The sequence below is a fragment of the Glutamicibacter creatinolyticus genome, assembly GCF_006094275.1.
GTDB lineage: Bacteria > Actinomycetota > Actinomycetes > Actinomycetales > Micrococcaceae > Glutamicibacter > Glutamicibacter creatinolyticus.
Genome location: NZ_CP034412.1, coordinates 1,966,588 through 1,983,565 on the forward strand (window position 1 = coordinate 1,966,588; position 16,978 = coordinate 1,983,565).

The 16,978-nt window shown below is 68.7% G+C and carries 17 protein-coding genes, 5 tRNA genes and 1 riboswitch; of the genes, 13 read left to right on the forward strand and 9 right to left on the reverse strand.

Annotated features, from left to right (window positions below):
- Nucleotides 1–5 precede the first annotated feature (5 nt).
- The 7 genes from ribD to GcLGCM259_RS09005 form a co-directional block, all read right to left on the reverse strand.
- On the reverse strand, nt 6–1,055 hold the full coding sequence (ribD, locus tag GcLGCM259_RS08975; RefSeq protein ID WP_138926397.1) for a bifunctional diaminohydroxyphosphoribosylaminopyrimidine deaminase/5-amino-6-(5-phosphoribosylamino)uracil reductase RibD: 1,050 nt from the start codon (nt 1,053–1,055) through the stop codon (nt 6–8).
- The gene (gene pnuC / locus GcLGCM259_RS08980) at nt 1,052–1,756 is read right to left on the reverse strand and encodes a nicotinamide riboside transporter PnuC (protein ID WP_054821940.1); all 705 of its coding nucleotides are present in this window, start codon (nt 1,754–1,756) and stop codon (nt 1,052–1,054) included. Before pnuC ends, ribD begins: the two co-directional genes overlap by 4 nt.
- 111 nt (nt 1,757–1,867) lie before the next feature.
- Nucleotides 1,868–2,008, reverse strand: a riboswitch (FMN riboswitch).
- A 31-nt stretch (nt 2,009–2,039) separates the two neighbouring features.
- Nucleotides 2,040–2,693: a ribulose-phosphate 3-epimerase gene (rpe, locus tag GcLGCM259_RS08985; RefSeq protein ID WP_138926398.1), complete on the reverse strand. Its 654-nt coding sequence runs from the start codon at nt 2,691–2,693 to the stop codon at nt 2,040–2,042.
- Between the two features lie 97 nt (nt 2,694–2,790).
- A complete protein-coding gene (locus GcLGCM259_RS08990) occupies nt 2,791–4,302 on the reverse strand; it encodes an RsmB/NOP family class I SAM-dependent RNA methyltransferase (protein WP_138926399.1) in 1,512 nt (503 codons plus the stop codon).
- Nucleotides 4,299–5,231: a methionyl-tRNA formyltransferase gene (gene fmt / locus GcLGCM259_RS08995; protein ID WP_138926400.1), complete on the reverse strand. Its 933-nt coding sequence runs from the start codon at nt 5,229–5,231 to the stop codon at nt 4,299–4,301. Before fmt ends, GcLGCM259_RS08990 begins: the two co-directional genes overlap by 4 nt.
- Nucleotide 5,232: 1 nt before the next feature.
- A complete protein-coding gene (def, locus tag GcLGCM259_RS09000; RefSeq protein ID WP_138926401.1) occupies nt 5,233–5,799 on the reverse strand; it encodes a peptide deformylase in 567 nt (188 codons plus the stop codon).
- Nucleotides 5,800–5,917: 118 nt separating this feature from the next.
- Nucleotides 5,918–6,784, reverse strand: coding sequence for a cytochrome (locus tag GcLGCM259_RS09005; RefSeq protein ID WP_175419376.1), 867 nt, complete (start codon nt 6,782–6,784; stop codon nt 5,918–5,920).
- A 195-nt stretch (nt 6,785–6,979) separates the two neighbouring features.
- Between GcLGCM259_RS09005 and GcLGCM259_RS09010 the strand changes: the two genes are divergently transcribed.
- From GcLGCM259_RS09010 to GcLGCM259_RS09040, 7 genes are all read left to right on the forward strand, one after another.
- Nucleotides 6,980–7,051 (forward strand) — tRNA-Gly (locus GcLGCM259_RS09010).
- A tRNA-Gly gene (locus GcLGCM259_RS09015) sits at nt 7,049–7,121 on the forward strand. Before GcLGCM259_RS09010 ends, GcLGCM259_RS09015 begins: the two co-directional genes overlap by 3 nt.
- 57 nt (nt 7,122–7,178) lie before the next feature.
- Nucleotides 7,179–7,249: transfer RNA gene (locus tag GcLGCM259_RS09020), tRNA-Cys, on the forward strand.
- 35 nt (nt 7,250–7,284) lie between these two features.
- Nucleotides 7,285–7,355, forward strand: a tRNA-Val gene (locus GcLGCM259_RS09025).
- A gap of 38 nt (nt 7,356–7,393) precedes the next feature.
- Nucleotides 7,394–7,469: transfer RNA gene (locus GcLGCM259_RS09030), tRNA-Gly, on the forward strand.
- A gap of 188 nt (nt 7,470–7,657) precedes the next feature.
- Complete coding sequence (locus GcLGCM259_RS09035) at nt 7,658–7,885, forward strand: antitoxin (protein ID WP_246049499.1); 228 nt, start codon at nt 7,658–7,660, stop codon at nt 7,883–7,885.
- 269 nt (nt 7,886–8,154) lie between these two features.
- Nucleotides 8,155–9,468, forward strand: a complete 1,314-nt coding sequence (locus GcLGCM259_RS09040; RefSeq protein ID WP_138926402.1) for a benzoate/H(+) symporter BenE family transporter — start codon at nt 8,155–8,157, stop codon at nt 9,466–9,468.
- A 100-nt stretch (nt 9,469–9,568) separates the two neighbouring features.
- Here GcLGCM259_RS09040 and zapE read toward each other — a convergent pair whose 3' ends face one another.
- Nucleotides 9,569–10,609 carry a cell division protein ZapE gene (gene zapE, locus GcLGCM259_RS09045; RefSeq protein ID WP_138926403.1) on the reverse strand — a complete coding sequence of 347 codons (1,041 nt, stop codon included), beginning with the start codon at nt 10,607–10,609 and terminating at the stop codon, nt 9,569–9,571.
- A gap of 250 nt (nt 10,610–10,859) precedes the next feature.
- On the opposite strand from zapE, the gene GcLGCM259_RS09050 reads away from it, so the two are divergent.
- From GcLGCM259_RS09050 to ybaK, 3 genes are read left to right on the forward strand one after another with little or no spacing between them, the layout of a single operon-like run.
- Nucleotides 10,860–11,774, forward strand: a complete 915-nt coding sequence (locus tag GcLGCM259_RS09050; RefSeq protein ID WP_138177921.1) for a sulfurtransferase — start codon at nt 10,860–10,862, stop codon at nt 11,772–11,774.
- On the forward strand, nt 11,771–12,211 hold the full coding sequence (locus GcLGCM259_RS09055; RefSeq protein WP_138177923.1) for a SufE family protein: 441 nt from the start codon (nt 11,771–11,773) through the stop codon (nt 12,209–12,211). The genes GcLGCM259_RS09050 and GcLGCM259_RS09055 overlap by 4 nt, the downstream gene beginning before the upstream one ends.
- A gap of 10 nt (nt 12,212–12,221) precedes the next feature.
- A complete protein-coding gene (gene ybaK / locus GcLGCM259_RS09060; RefSeq protein WP_138926404.1) occupies nt 12,222–12,725 on the forward strand; it encodes a Cys-tRNA(Pro) deacylase in 504 nt (167 codons plus the stop codon).
- Between the two features lie 59 nt (nt 12,726–12,784).
- Here ybaK and GcLGCM259_RS09065 read toward each other — a convergent pair whose 3' ends face one another.
- Entirely contained in the window at nt 12,785–14,017 is a 1,233-nt protein-coding gene (locus GcLGCM259_RS09065; protein ID WP_138926405.1) for an alpha/beta hydrolase, read from the reverse strand.
- Nucleotides 14,018–14,139: 122 nt separating this feature from the next.
- On the opposite strand from GcLGCM259_RS09065, the gene msrB reads away from it, so the two are divergent.
- The 3 genes from msrB (at nt 14,140) to GcLGCM259_RS09080 (ending at nt 16,910) form a co-directional block, all read left to right on the forward strand.
- Entirely contained in the window at nt 14,140–14,628 is a 489-nt protein-coding gene (gene msrB, locus GcLGCM259_RS09070; RefSeq protein ID WP_138926406.1) for a peptide-methionine (R)-S-oxide reductase MsrB, read from the forward strand.
- Nucleotides 14,629–14,822: 194 nt separating this feature from the next.
- A complete protein-coding gene (locus tag GcLGCM259_RS09075; RefSeq protein ID WP_138926407.1) occupies nt 14,823–16,196 on the forward strand; it encodes a DUF6421 family protein in 1,374 nt (457 codons plus the stop codon).
- Nucleotides 16,197–16,205: 9 nt separating this feature from the next.
- On the forward strand, nt 16,206–16,910 hold the full coding sequence (locus GcLGCM259_RS09080) for an SDR family NAD(P)-dependent oxidoreductase (protein WP_138926408.1): 705 nt from the start codon (nt 16,206–16,208) through the stop codon (nt 16,908–16,910).
- Nucleotides 16,911–16,978: the final 68 nt, after the last annotated feature.

Consider the following 16,978-nt stretch of genomic DNA (forward strand, 5'->3'; position numbering starts at 1 on the left):
CGCGCCTAGGGCCGGGTGTCGGGATCCGGCAGGGGCTCCAGGTGCAGCAGCACGTCGGGGCCCAGCCGGGTGAGCGCCTCCTGGTGGGCGGCGTCGAGCCGGAAGCGGCGGGCCTGGCTCAGTGTGGTCACGGTGGGGATGTTCACCGCGGTGGTGCCGGCGCCGAGGATCATCGGCGCCTGGTAGCAGTACAGTTCGTCGGCCAGATCCGCTTCGATGAAGGCGGAGGCGATCGTAGCCCCGCCTTCGATGAGCAGGTGGTGCAGCCCCAGTTCACGGGCCCGCTCCAGCAGCTGCTGAAGGTCGTGGGTGGGCAGCTGCTCCCAGTTCGCGTCGTGCGCCAGGGCCAGCTGGTCGGGCAGCTGCCGTTTGCCGAGCACCAGCCGGTAGGGCTGGCGTTCGTGCAGTCCCCCGGCGGCGGTGCGCGCGCTTAGCCGGGGGTCGTCGCTGAGCACCGTGCCGGTGCCCACCACGATCGCATCCACCCGGGCCCGCAGCTGGTGGGCGTGCACCCGGGAGGCGTCGGAGGTGATCCATTGGCTGCTGCCGTCCGGTGCGTTGATCCGCCCGTCCAGGGATTGGGCGGTCTTCACGGTGATGAACGGGCGGTTTTGCGCCTTGGCGCGGAACCAGCGGTGGTTCAGTTCCCAGCTGGCCCGGTCCGCGGCCTGGCTGACAGTCACCCCGTGGGCGCGCAGGTACTCGGCCCCGCCGCTGGCGGCGGTGTCATCGCTCATCGCGTAGTGCACGTGCCCGATCCCGGCGGCGGCGATCGCCTGCGAGCACGGACCGGTGCGTCCGGTGTGGTTGCAGGGCTCCAGGGTGACAACCATGGTCAGCTTCGCCGCGGCCTGGGCATCCAGCCGTCCCAGTCGGCGCAGCGCGTCGACTTCGGCGTGCGGGTGCCCGGCCCCCTGGTGGAACCCGGTGGCGATGACCCGGGCCTGCTCATCCAGGATGCACGCGCCCACCAGCGGGTTCGCCCCGCGGGTGCCGCGCGCGGCGGTCTCCAGGGCGGTGCGCAGCGCCTGCTTCAGGTCCTGGCCGGTGATCATTCGGTACCGGCCTGGATGCGCGGGTCGGGCAGCTGGGTTTCCACGCTGGGCTTTTCATGGGACTTGGCGCGCATCCACACGAAGAAGCCGACAACGGTGAACGCCCCGTAGAACAGGTACATGAAGGCGGTGGCGTAGTAGCCGGCGGAGAACAGCAGCGGCACCCCGACCGCGTCCACGGCCACCCAGATCAGCCAGAATTCGACCCAGCCCTTGGCCATCCCCCAGGTCGCCAGCAGGGATCCGACGAACGTCCAGGCGTCGGCCCAGACCGGTTCGTAGGAGCCCAGCACCCGAAACAGCGGGGTCAGGGCGATGGTGCCGATGACCAGCACGGCGGCCAGGCCCATGCGTTCGCCCAGGCTCGCCCAGCGCGGGGTGACCGCCTGGCCGCCCTCGTGCTTGGCCTTCTTCCAGCGCACCCACCCGTAGATGGCCACGGTGATGAACATGATCTGGCGTCCGGCCTGCCCCAGCAGGTTCGCCGTGCTGTCATGGCCGAACAGGCTGCCCAGGAATACCGTGAGCAGCAGCAGGTTGCCGATGATGCCCACCGGCCAAGCCCAGATCTTGCGGCGCATGCCGCCAAAGGCGCTGGCCAGCCCGAAGACGTTGCCGACGACCTCGCGCACCAGCAGCGCGGAGGAGCCGATCGTGATGTAGGAATTAAAAGCTTCTGTGAGCCACCGCAGGAAATCCATCTCTACCCTTCTCGAAGCGGCGGCTCCGGGGGTACCTCATTTGACGGCCTGCAATCGAATCACCCTGCCGCGGCTTAACGCCGCCGGCCGGATGGACTCCAGCTAATCAAATTCGTGCTTCTCCCATCCAGACTTTAACTGTCGGTACCGGAATTTCACCGGTTCAGCCAAGCCGGAGCCCCTGCTGGGGTTCCTGCTCGGGTCGCGGACTATCACCGCCGGTTCGGACTTTCACCGACCCCGGAGCACGTAATTGTTGTTACTACGCTCGATTATGGCACATTTAATGCCCACCGAGGGCAAGATTTCGTAACACATCGATTTCGACGGCCGGTTCGGGGGCGGAATACACCGCGGAGCCGGCCACGAACACGTCCGCGCCGGCCTCGGCGGCCCTAAGGATCGTGTCCCGTGAGATGCCGCCGTCGACCTGCAGGGCGATCGGCTTGCCGCTGCCGTCGATCGCGGCCCGGGCGCGGCGGATCTTGGGCAGCACCAGGTCCAGGAACTTTTGTCCGCCGAACCCCGGCTCGACGGTCATCAGCAGCAGCATGTCCAGCTCGCCGAGCATGTCCAGGTACGGTTCGACCGGGGTGGCCGGGCGCAACGCCATGGAGGCCTTCGTGCCGGCCGCGCGCAGCTCGCGGGCCAGGCGCACCGGGGCGGTGGAGGCCTCCACGTGGAAGGTCACCGAGTCCACGCCCAATTGCGCGTATTCCGGGGCCCAGCGGTCCGCGTCGGCGATCATCAGGTGGATGTCCAGCGGCAGCGTGGTGCTGTTGGCGATGGCCTGCACCACCGGCTTGCCGATGGTCAGGTTCGGCACGAAGTGGTTGTCCATCACGTCCACGTGCACCGCGTCGGCGGTGTGGATGCGTTCCAGCTCGCTGGCCAGGTTCGCGAAGTCCGCGGACAGGATCGAGGGGTTGATGCGCACCGTGTCTCTCCTAGGTGGTGGGGCCCGCCGCGGTGGCCGCGGCCGGCGGTGTTGGCGGGTGGGCGGTCCGGTCCCGGGGCTTGGGTGGCCCGGCCGGTCAGGCGGTCTTGGTCAGCAGCGCCAGGAACATCGCGTCGCTGCCGTGGCGGTGCGGCCACAGCTGCACCGTGGAGCCCTCCCCCAGCGGGTGGCCGCTGGCGGCGGCGCCCGGCAGCAGGACCTGCTCCACCGCGGCGGCGGTGTCCAGCAGGCGTGCGTTCCGGGTGGATTTGAGGAAGTCCTCGATCACCAGCCGGGTCTCGGCCTGGTGCGGCGAGCAGGTGACGTAGCCGATCACCCCGCCCACGCGCACCGCGTTGAACGCGGCCCGCAGCAGCTGGCCCTGCAGTTCGGTCAGCTCCGGGATGTCGCGGGGGGATTTGCGCCAGCGGGCCTCGGGGCGGCGGCGCAGCGCGCCGAGCCCGGAGCAGGGGGCGTCGAGCATGATCCGGTCGTAGTCCCCGGTGTACTGCTGCTGGGCGTAGTCCCGCCCGTCCTGGTTGGTGACCATCCAGTAGTCCTCGGGCACCCCGGCCAGGGACTTCCCCACCAGCCGGGCACGGTGTTCGGCCAGTTCGTTGGCGGTCAGCCGCGCGTCGCGCTGCAGGGCGTGGGCGCCGAGCACGGCGGCCTTCCCGCCGGGGCCGGCGCACATGTCCAGCCAGTAGCGGTCCTCGCCGGGCACCGGCAGCGGCACCTCGGCCAGGGCGTGGGCGACCACCTGGCTGCCGGCGTCCTGCACGCGCACGCTCCCCTCGCGCACCCCGGGCACCCGGGTGACGTCCCCGTGCTGGTAGGTCGCGGACCCGGCCACCAGCGGCCCGGCCTGCGCGCCGGCCTCAAGCACCGCGTCAAGGTCCCCCAGACCGGGCAGGGCCACCAGGTTCACCACCGGTGCGGCATTGTCGGCCTGCAGCAGTTCGGTGATTTCCTCGGCCGGGCGCCCGTGGGTGACCAGGGCCTGGCGCAGGGCCCGCACGATCCATTCCGGGTGCGCGTGCTCCAGACCCAGGCGCTGGGATTCGTTGGCGGCGGTGGCGGTGATCTCTTCCTTCCAGGCCTGGGCGTCCTTCGCGCTGACCCGGCGCAGCACCGCGTTGATCAGCCCGGAAGGCCCGGCACCGATCTGGGCGCGGGCCAGGGACACGGTTTCATCCAGCGCCGCATGGTTCGGCACCCGCATCGCCAGCAGCTGGTGGGCACCCAGACGCAGGGCGTCCAGGATCGCCGGGTCCAGTTCGCCAAGTTCACGGTCGACCAGGGTGGCCAGCACCGCGTCGTAGAAACCCTGGGCGCGCAACGCGCCGTAGGCCAGCTCGGTGGCGAACGCCGCGTCCCGCTTGTCCAGCCGGTGGTCGCGGATCAGCCGGGGCAGCACCAGGTTCGCGTAGGCGTCCGAGCCGGAGACCTCCCGCAGCGCCTTGAAGGCCACCAGCCGGGCCGGGTCCGCGCTGCGCTTGCGCTGGCCGGGGGCGGCGGCGCTGTACTGGCGCGGGCCGCGCTGCCCGCGGTTGCGGGTGCGCCCGTGTTCGTTGCGCCGTGGGGCGGAATCCTGGCTGCTGGGGCTCATGCGAAACTCACTTCCGTGCCGTTGGCCAACAGGCCGCGGGCCCAGTCGGCGGCGTCCATCATTTTCTTGCCCGGCGGCTGGATCTGGGTTGGCTCCAGCGCCCAGGTGCCGGTGCCCACCAGCACCCGGGGGCGCTTGCCCGGTTCGATCCGCACCTGGCCGGGCGCCAGGTCGGTGACCTGCGGGTGTTCACGCAGCGCGCCGAACTTGAAGCGCCCGTCGGCGACCTTGATCCAGGGGCCCGGGAACGGGCTGGTGCCGTGGGCGCGGCGGCGGATTTCGGTGGCGGGGCGGGTGAAGTCCAGCTGCGCATCGGCATCGGTGATCTTCGGCGCGTAGCTGCCCGATCCGGTCTGCGGTTCGGGGCGGGCGACCCCCGCGTCCAGGGCCTGCAGCGTGTCGACCAGCAGCCGGGAGCCGCTGTCGCTCAGCCGCTGCAGCAGGGCCCCGGCGGTGTCCATCGCCCCAATCGGCTCGGTCACCTGCCCGAACACCGGGCCGGTATCCAGCCCGGTTTCCAGTTGGAAGGTCACCGCACCGGTGATGTCATCGCCGAAGATGATGGCGTGCTGCACCGGCGCGGCCCCGCGCCACTGCGGCAGCAGGGAGAAGTGCAGGTTGATCCAGCCGTGGCGCGGCACCTGCAGCGCGTCCTGCGGCACCAGTCCCCCGTAGGCGACGATGGCGGCGGCGTCCAGGTCCAGCGCGGTTAGCTGTTCGGTGACCTGCGCGTCGATCTTGGCGGCCTTGACGATCTGCAGGCCCAGCTCCTCGGCCCGCTGGGCGACCGGGGAGGGGGTGAGCACGCGTTTGCGCCCCAGCGGGGCGTCGGGCCGGGTGAGCACCGCGGCCACGTCGAAGCCCGCGTCCACCAGGTGGTCCAGGGAGGTGACGGCGACCTCCGGGGTGCCGGCAAAGAGGATGCGCATGCTAGTTGCCTCCCAGTCCGGCGCCGAAGCTGGAGCCCAGGGCCCCGGAGCGCTGCTGAACGGTGCTGGCGGCGGTGTTCTGGTAGTTACTGGCCCGCAGCTTCTTCCACGCGGCCTTGCGTTCGGCCTCGGAAAGGCGCTCCAGGAACAGGATCCCGTCCAGGTGGTCGGTTTCGTGCTGGATGCAGCGCGCCAGCAGCCCCTCGCCCTCGATCGTGATCGGGTTGCCGTACTTGTCAAAACCGGTGGCCTTGGCGTGCCGGCGGCGCGGGACCGGGGCGGCGATGCCGGGGATGGACAGGCACCCCTCCACCACGTCCGGCTGGTAGTCCTGGCTTAGTTCCAGCACCGGGTTGATGATGTGCCCGCGCTGCCCGTTGATCTGGTAGGTGAACACCCGCAGCGACACCCCGACCTGGGGTGCGGCCAACCCGGCGCCCTCGACGTTCTCCATGGTCTGGTCCATGTCCTCTACGAGCTTTTGGACCTCGGGCCCGAACTCGGTGACCTCCTGTGCCCTGGTGCGTAGAACAGGATCCCCGATAATCCGAATTCCCAATACCGCCATAATCGGTGCGTCGTCCTTTCAACGTGTGACTTCTCAGCATGCGGCCCCGCCAGGATTTGAGGATCTCTGCCCGTGGCGTCAGCGCAGGGATCCGGCCAGGGCCGGATCAACTCTTGTCCTAGTCTACGGGCCGGGCGGCGCCGGGCTGCGGGGGCGGGCCGATCTCGATCAGCCCCGAGGGCTGCTGCAACAGCTGGTACTGCGCCTGCCAGGTGCGGTGCAGTGCCCAGAACTTGGACCAGTAGGCGGGCATGGAGCTGGGCCGGGCGGTGAAGGTGCGCGCCCCGACCTCGCCCAGCGCGACTGCCAGCAACATCACATCGGTATCGAACGGCCACGGCTCCCAGGTCCCGGCGACCGGGTCGATGCTGTGCTCCTCGGCCTTCGCGGCCGCCGCCAACTGCATGATGACCTTCGGGTCCGGGGACTTGACCTGTCCCTCACGGTCGGTGCCGCGGGTCTTGTAGTCCACCAGGCACACCTGGCCGCCGATGCGGGCGACCAGGTCGATGGTGCCGGCGTAGCCCACGCTCTGGTTCCACACGGTCACCTCCGCGGCGATCGGCTCCACCTTGAAGTCGCGCCACCAGGTCTCGAAATGCCGCACGAAGCCCAGTTCGCCGTTCTCCCGCAGCGCCGCCAGCGCCGCGTCCAGCTCATGCGGCTTGCCCATTTCCCGCAACGCGTACTGCTCCGCGTAGTTGTGTACCCGGTCCCCGCGGGCGGCGGCCAGGTCCCGGTGGCCTTCGGCGGCGGAGGCCGAATCGCGCACCAGCCGGCGCATGGTCGATGGGTCGCCGGTGGCCAGCGGCAGCCGGGCGTCCTCGGACAGCGTCTTGGCGGCCAGGTAGCCGGCCCACCCGGTCAGATCGACCTTCTCCATGCCGATCACGGTGGTGATGGACGGGACGGTTGGCTGCCCGCCGACCTCGCGGGCATACATTCGTCCCAGTGCTGTCTGTACGGCCAACCGAGGGGAAGTCATAGTGCGATCATGGCATACCGCCCCGACACTTCAGCCCTAGTCCGCTCCAGATTCGGCACCGATTCGCGGGGCGCGGCGGGGAAAAAGCGGCTGTGAACCAGATCTCAGCTTTTGGATTTGGTGCTTCGGCATTTTCTCGTATAGAGTTTTTACTCGTTGGAAAGACGCCGAAACGGCAGATGAACTTCCAATTTTGCGGACATAGCTCAGCTGGTAGAGCGCAACCTTGCCAAGGTTGAGGTCGCGAGTTCGAACCTCGTTGTTGCGGACATAGCTCAGCTGGTAGAGCGCAACCTTGCCAAGGTTGAGGTCGCGAGTTCGAACCTCGTTGTCCGCTCGCAAAAAGATCACCGGATCGGTTCGCCGATCCACGCCCGGTTTACCGACCGGACCTGGTGGGGTGGCCGAGAGGCGAGGCAGCGGCCTGCAAAGCCGTATACGCGGGTTCGAATCCCGTCCCCACCTCGCTGGAGGCATTTGCCTCAGGCATTATCTTTTTTCGCGATTGGCGCAGCGGTAGCGCGCTTCCCTGACACGGAAGAGGTCACTGGTTCGATCCCAGTATCGCGCACTGGACATTCATCGTATGATTAATGTTCAACACAACATGCGGACATAGCTCAGCTGGTAGAGCGCAACCTTGCCAAGGTTGAGGTCGCGAGTTCGAACCTCGTTGTCCGCTCCACTGTCAGAAGGCCACCCCCACGGGCGGCCTTCTGCTTTTCCCGCCAGCACCTCCAGCCCATGCACGCATGCATCTCGCTGATGGCTGAATTCTTGCCGACGGCGGTTCAAACCTTCCCCCGGCGCCGCTGTTCGGTTTACCATATCCACAAGAGTGGGGACGGCAGGTGTTCCCAGCGTTGAAGGGAGGTGGCCTTTTTGTCAGGTTTTGACGAGCTGAAGGGCAAAGCCGAAGGACTGGCGCACAAGGCTGGCCAATTTGCCGCAGAGAATTCAGAAAAGGTGGCCAACGGCATCGATAAGGCCGGAAACTTCGTCGATGAGAAGACCGGCGGCAAGTACGCCGACAAGGTCGACTCGGTTCAAGACGGAGCGCGCAACCTCCTGAACAAGCTCAAGGGCGATAACACGCCATAGCCGTTTATTGCGCGTCAAGTCGGGCATCGCCCCAAGCGCGTAGAAGGGCGTCGAACCACCGGTTCGGCGCCCTTCGCCTATCTGCAGCCGCGTGTCCACCGCTCCAGGGCGCTTCCCGCAAGGCGGACACTGCCCCGCCTCCCCCGGGCGGACAAGTGTCCGCATCGCCCATTCCTCACAGGCCGGCGCCGCCCCCACCATGGCCCGGCCAGCGCAACAGCCTGAAACAAATTTCGCCAACATCACAGGTGGCGGCTAGGAAAGGAGTCATGCCCACAGAACTGCCAGCACGCCCCAACGCCCTCTCCGACGCGGTCATGGCCGGGTTCGTCACCACCATGGTCGGGTTCACCTCCTCCTTCGCGGTGGTGCTGACCGGGCTGCTGAATGTGGGAGCCGACGAAGGCCAGGCCGCCTCCGGTCTGCTGGCCCTGACGCTGCTGACCGGGCTGAGCACCATGCTGCTCTCGCTCTGGCACCGGATTCCGATCACGATCGCCTGGTCCACCCCGGGTGCGGCGATGCTCGCCAGCCTGGGCTCGGGCTCCTACGGCTTCGCCGAGGCGGTGGGCGCGTTCATCGTCAGTGCCGCCCTCATTGTGCTTTCCGGGCTGCTCCCGGTGCTGCAGCGGCTGCTGGGACGCATTCCGGTGCCGATCGCCCAGGGCATGCTGGCCGGGGTGCTGATCCCGCTGTGCCTGAAGCCGTTCACGTCCCTGGCGGTGATCCCAATGGCCGCGCTGGTCATCCTGCTGGTCTTCCTCATCGGGCTGCGGCTGCTGCCGCGCTTCGCGGTGGCGGTGACAATGCTCGCCGCCGTGCTGCTGGGCATGTGGCACATCACCAGCACCGGAACCTGGGGTGAGGTGTCGGCGCTGCCGCAGATGCAGTGGGTGGCCCCGGAGTTCAACCCCACCGCCATCGCCGGGATCAGCGTCCCGCTGTTCATCGTCACCATGGCCTCACAAAATGTGCCGGGCGTGGCGGTGATGTCCTCCTTCGGCTACCGGGTGCCCTGGCGGCCGGCGATGCTGGTCACCGGGACCGGTTCGGGGATCGGGGCGCTCTTTGGCGGCCACGCGATCAACCTGGCAGCGATCTCCGCCGCCCTGGCCGCCGGGGAACAGGCCGGGCAGGATCCGGCCCGGCGCTGGCGCGCCTCCTTCAGCTCCGGCGCGTTCTACCTGCTCTTCGCGGCCGGTTCCACCGCCATCGCCACCCTGGCGGCCGCCTCACCGGCCGGCTTGTTCGAGGCGGCCGCGGGCCTGGCCCTGCTGGCCACCCTGGGCAATGCGCTGATGGGCGCAATGCAGGAACCGGCGTGGCGGTTGAGCGCGCTGGTGACGGTGCTGATCGCCGCGGGCAATGTGACCCTGTTCGGCATTGGCGGGGCCTTCTGGGCGCTGCTGGCCGGGCTGGTGACCCACCTGGTCGTGGAGCGTCCGGCCCTGGCGCGCCGGGACAACAGGGGGCAGCACGGCACCGGCAACCCCGATGCCGCTGGGCAGCCGGAACACCGAACCCAGGAACCCGCTACGGAAGCGGAAGCGGCGCAGGACAGCGCACCGCCTGCGGGCGGGTAGCGCAAAGGCCCGCCAACGCTCGCGTCGTTCACGCGATGCGGGCGGGCCTGCTGCGGTGTGCAAAGCCGGCTGCCGGAACACAGGGACCCGGCGTGCGGGGCTATTCGGCGTTCTCGCCGATCTGGCCTTCGCGGGCCAGGGCAGTGAGGCGGGAGACCGCGCGGAAGTACTTCTTCTGGTAGCCGCCGGACATCATCTCCGGGGTGAACAGCTCGCTGAACGGCTTGCCGGAGGCGATGATCGGCACGTCCTTGTCGTAGAGCCGGTCGGCCAGCACCACGAAGCGCAGCGCAATGGACTGGTCGGTGATCGTGTCCACGTTGTGCAGCACCAGCACGTCGGCCTCGGCCAGCAGCTGGCGGTAGCGGCTGGGGTGCACCTTGGACAGGTGCGCGACCAGCTCATCGAAGTTGTCCACCGCCAGCGTCGCTTGCGGGAAGCGCTGCTGGGCGTAGGCCTCGATGTCAGCGTCCTGCAGCGGGTCGGGAGCTTCGGGCAGGCCGCGGTGGCGGAAGTCCTCCCCGTCCACCCGGTGCACGTCGAACTGGTCGGATAGTGCCTTGATTTCGCGCTGGAAGTCCACGGCAGCGAAGCGCCCCTCCCCCAGCGCCCCGGGCAGCGTGTTGGAGGTGGCGGCCAGCTTGACCCCGGCGTCGGAGAGCTCGCGCATCAGTCGGCTCATCAGGACGGTGTCCCCCGGGTCATCGAGCTCGAACTCGTCGATGCACACCAGCTTGTACTGGCTGAGCACGTCCACGGTCTGGCGGAAGGAGAGCGCCCCGACCAGGTTCGTGTACTCCACGAACGTGCCGAACGCCTTCGGCCCCGGGGCGGCATGCCACAGCGAGGCCAACAGGTGGGTCTTGCCCACGCCGAACCCGCCATCGAGGTAGATCCCGTTCTTGGTGGTCTTGGCCTTGCCGAACAGCTTGGCGAACACCGAGCCCTTCGGGTTCTTGCCGATGGAGTCCGCGAACGCCTTGAGCTTGGTCACCGCCTCGGCCTGGGAGGGCTGGGAGGGATCCGGATGGTACGTGTCGAAGGACACCTCGCCGAAGCGGTAGGAGGGGTGGAACCCGGCCAGCAGCTCCTCGACGGAGACGTTCGGTGTCGTTTCCGTCAGGTGTGTAATCGTGGCCATGCGCTCCATAAAGTCCTTCAATCCCGTGCTCGTGTGCCCAAGCGTGCTCAAGTGTGCCCTGCTCGACCGGCGGGCTGGTCCATCGGCCAGTTTACCCCGAACCGTGGTGGGGATTGTGGCCGGATGTGACGTATGACGGCGCGAAATATTACGGCGGGGACTAACCTAGATAGGGAGTCGAGGCTGCTGCCCGCATCCGGGCGTCAGCGCTCCAACCAGCGAACCAAGCAGTTAGGAAAGTGAACGCCGCATGTCGCTCCCCATCGACACGAACCCAGCGTACGCCCAGTACGCCCACCCCGAACGGCTGGTCTCCACCCAGTGGGTCGCCGACCACCTGGGCAGCGACGGGCTGGTGGTGCTGGAATCGGACGAAGACATCCTGCTGTACAACACCGGGCACATTCCCGGGGCCCTGAAGATCGACTGGCACACCGAACTGAACGACGAGGTCACCCGCGACTACGTGGATGGCGAGGGTTTCGCCGCGCTGATGAGCGCCAAGGGCATCACCCGCCAGAGCACCGTGGTGCTCTACGGGGACAAGTCCAACTGGTGGGCCGCCTACGCGCTGTGGGTCTTCACCCTGTTCGGCCACGAGGACGTGCGCCTGATGGACGGCGGACGGGACAAGTGGATCGCCGAGGGCCGGGAGCTGAGCACCCAGACCCCCACCGTGCAGCCCACCGAATACCCGGTGGTGGAGCGCGAGGACAGCGCCATCCGCGCCTACCTGCCCGAGGTGCTCGAGCACCTGGGCAAGCCGCTGATCGACGTGCGCTCCCCGGAGGAGTACACCGGCGAGCGCACCCACATGCCCGCCTACCCGGAGGAGGGCGCGATGCGCGGCGGGCACATCCCCACCGCGGCCTCCGTGCCGTGGGGCCGGGCCGCCGCCGAGGACGGAACCTTCCGCCCGCGCGCCGAGCTGGAGGCCATCTACCTGGGCGAGGCCGGTCTGCAGCCCGGGGACGATGTGATCGCCTACTGCCGCATCGGGGAACGCTCCAGCCACACCTGGTTCGTGCTGCAGCACCTGCTGGGCTTTGAGCGGGTGCGCAACTACGACGGATCCTGGACCGAGTGGGGCAACGCGGTGCGCGTGCCGATCGTGCGCGGCGCCGAGGCCGGGCAGCTGCCGGCAGGATTCGGGGGCCACGCATGAGCACCATGCCCGACGCGCTGAACGAAATCGTCGAGGAGTTCACCGAGGTGCCCGAGCCCGAGCGCCTGGAGCTGCTGCTGGAGTTCTCCCGCGAGCTGCCGGCCCTGCCCGAGCGCCTGGCCGACCACCCGGAACTGTTCGAACAGGTCGTGGAGTGCCAGTCCCCGCTGTTCCTGGTCGTCGAGGTGGCCCAGGATGCCCAGCACACCACCCGGCTGTTCTTCTCCGCCCCGCCCGAGGCGCCGACCACCCGCGGCTTCGCCTCGGTGCTGGCCGCCGGGCTGGACGGGTCCACGGCCGCGGACATCCTGGCGGTGCCCGAGGACATGCCCCAGCAGCTGGGGCTCTCCCGGGCCCTGTCCCCGTTGCGGATGCGCGGGATGAGCGCCATGCTGGCGCGCATCAAGCGCCAGATCACCGAGCAGCTGGGGGCCTAGTACCGCGGCGATGGGAAAGAAGCCGAAACTCATCACCACCCCGGCGACGCTGGCCCTGGGCCAGGCCGGGGTGGCGTTCACCGAGCACCCCTATGAGCATGATGCGCGGGCCACGGACTACGGCGCCGAATCCAGCCGCGCCCTGAGGGCCGACCCGCGCCGGGTGTTCAAGACCCTGATGGCCACCGGCGGCAGCGGGGCCTCCACCGACTTCGTGGTGGCCCTGGTGCCGGTCAGCGCCCACCTGGATTTGAAGGCGCTGGGCAGCGCGGTGGGCCTGAAGAAGCTGGCGATGGCCGACCCGGCCGCGGCCCAACGCCGCAGCGGCTACGTGCTGGGCGGGATCTCCCCGCTGGGCCAGCGCCAGCACAGCCCCACCTTCATCGATGCCTCGGCCGAAGAGTGGCAGACCATTTTTGTTTCCGGCGGACGCCGGGGGCTGAGCCTGGAAATCGCGCCCCGCGATTTGGCGGCCGTCGCCGGCGCCCGGTTCGCGCCGATCGCCGCCGCATAGCCTCGATATCGCCGACGCCCGCCGGCAGCCTCCCCGCCGGCAGCCTCCCCGCGGGCAGGCTACCGGTGGGCGGTCACCGAGGGCGCCGCCTGCAGCCGCGCGGCCATGAACGCCTCGATCGCGGCGGCGAAACCCTGGGGGTCGACATTCGGCTCCCGGGTGTGCGCCGCCCCGGTGAAGGTGCGCAGCTGCACCAGATCAGGGCGCAGGCGCGCCAGCTGCTCGCTGGGGCCGCTGGGCACGAAGTCGTCGTCCCGGCTGTGCATGATCAGCACCGGGTGGCGCAGCTCCGCGGCGCGTTCCACCCAGTTCAGCCGCTTGAGGTTCACCGGCGCGGCGAGCCCGGTGATCCAGCGCCCGGCCCGGTTGCTCAGCAGCCACTGGGCGAAGAGCCCCACGGTCTGCGGGATGCGGTTCATCCGCGCCTGGTGGGAGAGCACATCCACCCAGTTGATCACCGGCCCGACCAGCATCAGGGAGTCGATCTGCTCCGCCAGGTAGGAGCGGTCCGCGGTCTGCAGGCTGATCGCCCCTCCCATGGACCAGCCCAGCAGCACGATGCGCTTAGCCTGGTGTTCGATGGCGTAGCGGATGGCGCTTTCCACGTCATGCCATTCGGTGTCCCCCAGCCCGTAGCGTCCGTCGCTGGCATCGGGTGCCACCCCGTCGTTGCGGTAGCTCATCAGCAGCGCGGTGACCCCCAGCCCGCGCAGCGTGGGCAGCGCGCGGATGGATTCGGTCGGGCGGGCCCCGCGCCCGTGCACGCAGATCACCCACGTGTCCGGGTGCTCGGTGCCGGGCATCAGCCAGGCCGGGCCGGGCCCGACCTCCAGCTCGAGCTGCACCTGGCGCACGTCGATGCCCACGTCGTTGGGGTGCTCGTAGACGCTGCCCGAGAGGTTGGCCCGCCGCGCCCCGGCCAGCTGGCCGTAGTAGGTGTGCAAGACCTTGCGGGCCACCAGCTTCGGCTTGCCCGGCACCGGTTCGGGCCCGGAGAGGCGCACGCAGCACGCCCCGGCGTGGGTGAACATGCTGTGCTCCCCGGCCGCGGCGGTTTCCGCGTCGCGCACCAGATGCACCCACATCTGCCCGTGCTCGTCGGTGTGGATCGAGCGGATGACGTCCCGTCCGATGCGGCTGTCCTCCGGGGTGACCACGCGGCGGGCGAAGTAGGCGGCCAGCGCGGAGACGCTGGCGGCGACCAGGGACCCGGCGGTGACGCCGATCAGGGTGCCCAGCAGCGTGGCGGGGACCGTCTTGCGCGGTTCAAGGGACTTCACGATCTGGGCCATGGGTTCATCCTCTCAAATGCCCGGCGCAGATTCATCCGGGTTTCCTGCCGTCCGGGCCGGGGTTGGACGGCGAAGTTGGCCGCAGCGGGGAATCTTCTGCCGCGGCGGCGCGTTAAAGGGGTATGACTTCCAACGATCCTGCTGCCCGTAATTCCGCGACCCCCAACCCCGCATCCCCGAACCCCGCATCCCCGAACGCCGCCGGCGGCGCGGCGGGGGAAAAGACCGAACTGGACTGGCGCCAGGTGCTCAGCCCGCAGGAGTACCACGTGCTGCGCGAGGCCGGCACCGAACGTCCGTTCACCGGCGAATACTGGGACACCACCACCGAGGGGGTGTACTCCTGTCGGGCCTGCGGGGCCGAGCTGTTCGCCAGCACCACGAAGTTCGATGCCGGCTGCGGCTGGCCCTCGTTCTTCACCCCGCTGGCCGAGGACCGGGTGCGCTACCTCACCGATGAGACCCTGGGCATGAAGCGGGTGGAGGTACGCTGCGCGGCCTGCGACTCGCACCTGGGGCACGTTTTCGAGGGCGAGGGCTTCAACACGCCCACCGACCTGCGCTATTGCATCAACTCGCTGTCGTTGACGCTGCGCGAGGCCAACGCCTAAGCCTCCCGGAGGAACCGGTTGCCCCGACCGCAGGCGGCCAGGGCAACCGGTGTCGATGCCAGATGAGGTGAACACCACACCAAGCATTAGACCTGCTTTGGCTCAGGCCGGGCGGCATTACGAAAACCTGATTCTGGGCGTAGCGTGAGGGGTAGCAACCACTGATCCCGATCGACACGATGAGGTGAACGTACATGACCCAGAGCCCAGTACATCCACAGGTAAACGCCGACGAACTGGTGAACTCCGATGCCTGGCAGAACCTGAAGGCCGCCGCCACCGAGTTCCAGTCGCTGCAGGTGAAGGACGGCTCGCTGGCCGACGCCAAGGACTTGGGCCGGGCCCGCGAACTGCTGCAGACCGTGATCGCCTCGGTGCAGTCCCTGGCCCCCAGCTTCCCGCACGACGCCTCCTACCTGCAGAAGCTGGTGGCGGACCTGCGCCGCTGGTCCGAAGAGGGCGTGGGCGTTCCGGACTTCCTGGATTCGCTGCTGCAGTTCCAGCCGCAGGGCCAGCGCCAGGACGGGCTGCTGCACCTGGTCGTCTTCCCCATGTACACCCAGAACGGCTCGACCAACCGCCACTTGGAGGCCGTGCTGGTCCAGGTGATGTGGCCGGACTTCATCGCCGAACTGGAGGCGTCGAACTACTCCAACGCGCTGTTTGTGCCGCTGCGCTTCCTGGACTTCACCCCGGGCTACGACACCAACTCCGCGGTGCTCTTCCCCGAGTCGGTGGCCATCCGCGAGACCCCGTCCTTCACCTGGGGCGCGATCTTCCAGGACCGCGAGGCCGTGCGCTTCCGCAAGGTGCTGAAGGAGGCGGCCGCGGTGACTAACCTTGAGCTGCCGGCCGACGCCGCAGAACTGCTGGAGGACCAGCAGCTGGCCGAGGACACGTTCATCATGTGGGACCTGATCCACGACCGCACCCACATGCGCGGGGACCTGCCCTTCGACCCGTTCATGATCAAGCAGCGCATGCCCTACTTCCTGTACTCGCTGGAGGAGCTGCGCTGCGATTTGACCGCGTTCCGCGAGTGCGTGAAGATCGCCAACGACGCCAAGGCCGATGAGCGCACCACCAAGACCGCCAAGCTGGTGCAGTACGCGGTGATCTTCGACCGGATCTTCCGCTTCGCCATCACCGGCAGCCGGGTGCGCAACTACGACGGGCTGGGCGGGCAGCTGCTGTTCGCCTGGATGCACCAGAACCACGTGCTGCACTGGACCGACACCAAGCTGTCCATCGACTGGGACGAGGTCCCGGCCGTGGTCTCCGCCCTGGGAGACGCCATCGACGAGCTGTACTGGAAGTCCATCGACCGCCCGAAGCTGGCGCACTGGCTGGCCGCCTACGAGCTGGTCTCCACCACCGTCACCCCGCATCCGGCCTCCACCTGGGCCAAGGGCCCGGACGCGCTGCCGCTGACCGCGCCGCTGCGGGAGATCACCGACCAGGTGATGGACGACGAGTTCCCGCTGTCGATGTTCTACGAGGCGCTGAGCAAGAAGATGAAGCAGACCATCGAGTCCACCCGTGGCATGTATGGCGCCAGCCTCATCTAGGCTCGGCGTATGGATAACACAACTATCGCCGATCGCACGATCCTGATCGCCGGGGCCACCTCCGCCAGCGGAGTGGCCACCGCCCGCGCCCTGTCCGATGCCGGGGCGCGGGTGCTGGTGGTCGGCTCCAACCAGCAGCGCCTGGAGGAACGCCTTGATTTCGCCACGGCCCGCTACCAGGCCGACTTGGGGGACGAAACCGAAGTCCAGTCCCTGGCCAAGCAGGTGCACGACGAGCATGGGCGGATCGACGCGCTGATCCACCTGGTCGGCGGCTGGCGCGGCGGCAAGGGCATCGTCGGGCAGTCCAGCCAGGACTACGACTTCCTGCACCGCTCGGTAATGACCACGCTGCGCAACACCACCCGCGCCTTCTACCAGGACCTGGTGGACTCCCCCGCCGGACGTCTGGCGATCATCAGCTCGCAGGCGGTGGCCACCCCCACCCCCTCGAATGCGAACTACGGGTCGGTGAAGGCGGCCGCCGAGTTCTGGGTCCAGGCCATCGCGCGCGCCTTTGCCAAGCAGGCCCCGCAGGCCGCGGCCGTGATCTGGGTGGTCAAGGCGCTGACCGAGCAGCGCCCGGAGGCCCCGGGCTCGAAGCTGGCCGGGTTCACCCATGTGGATGCGGTCGCCCAGGCGGCCCTGGGGCTGCTGGGCACCAGTGCCGGGCAGCTGAACGGCCGGCGGCTGGACCTGCCGGCGATCGACTAGCACTGCCCGCGCCCACACAACCATCCACCGTGCTGTAGCGTGTCCTTGGAACGAAAATTGGGACACGC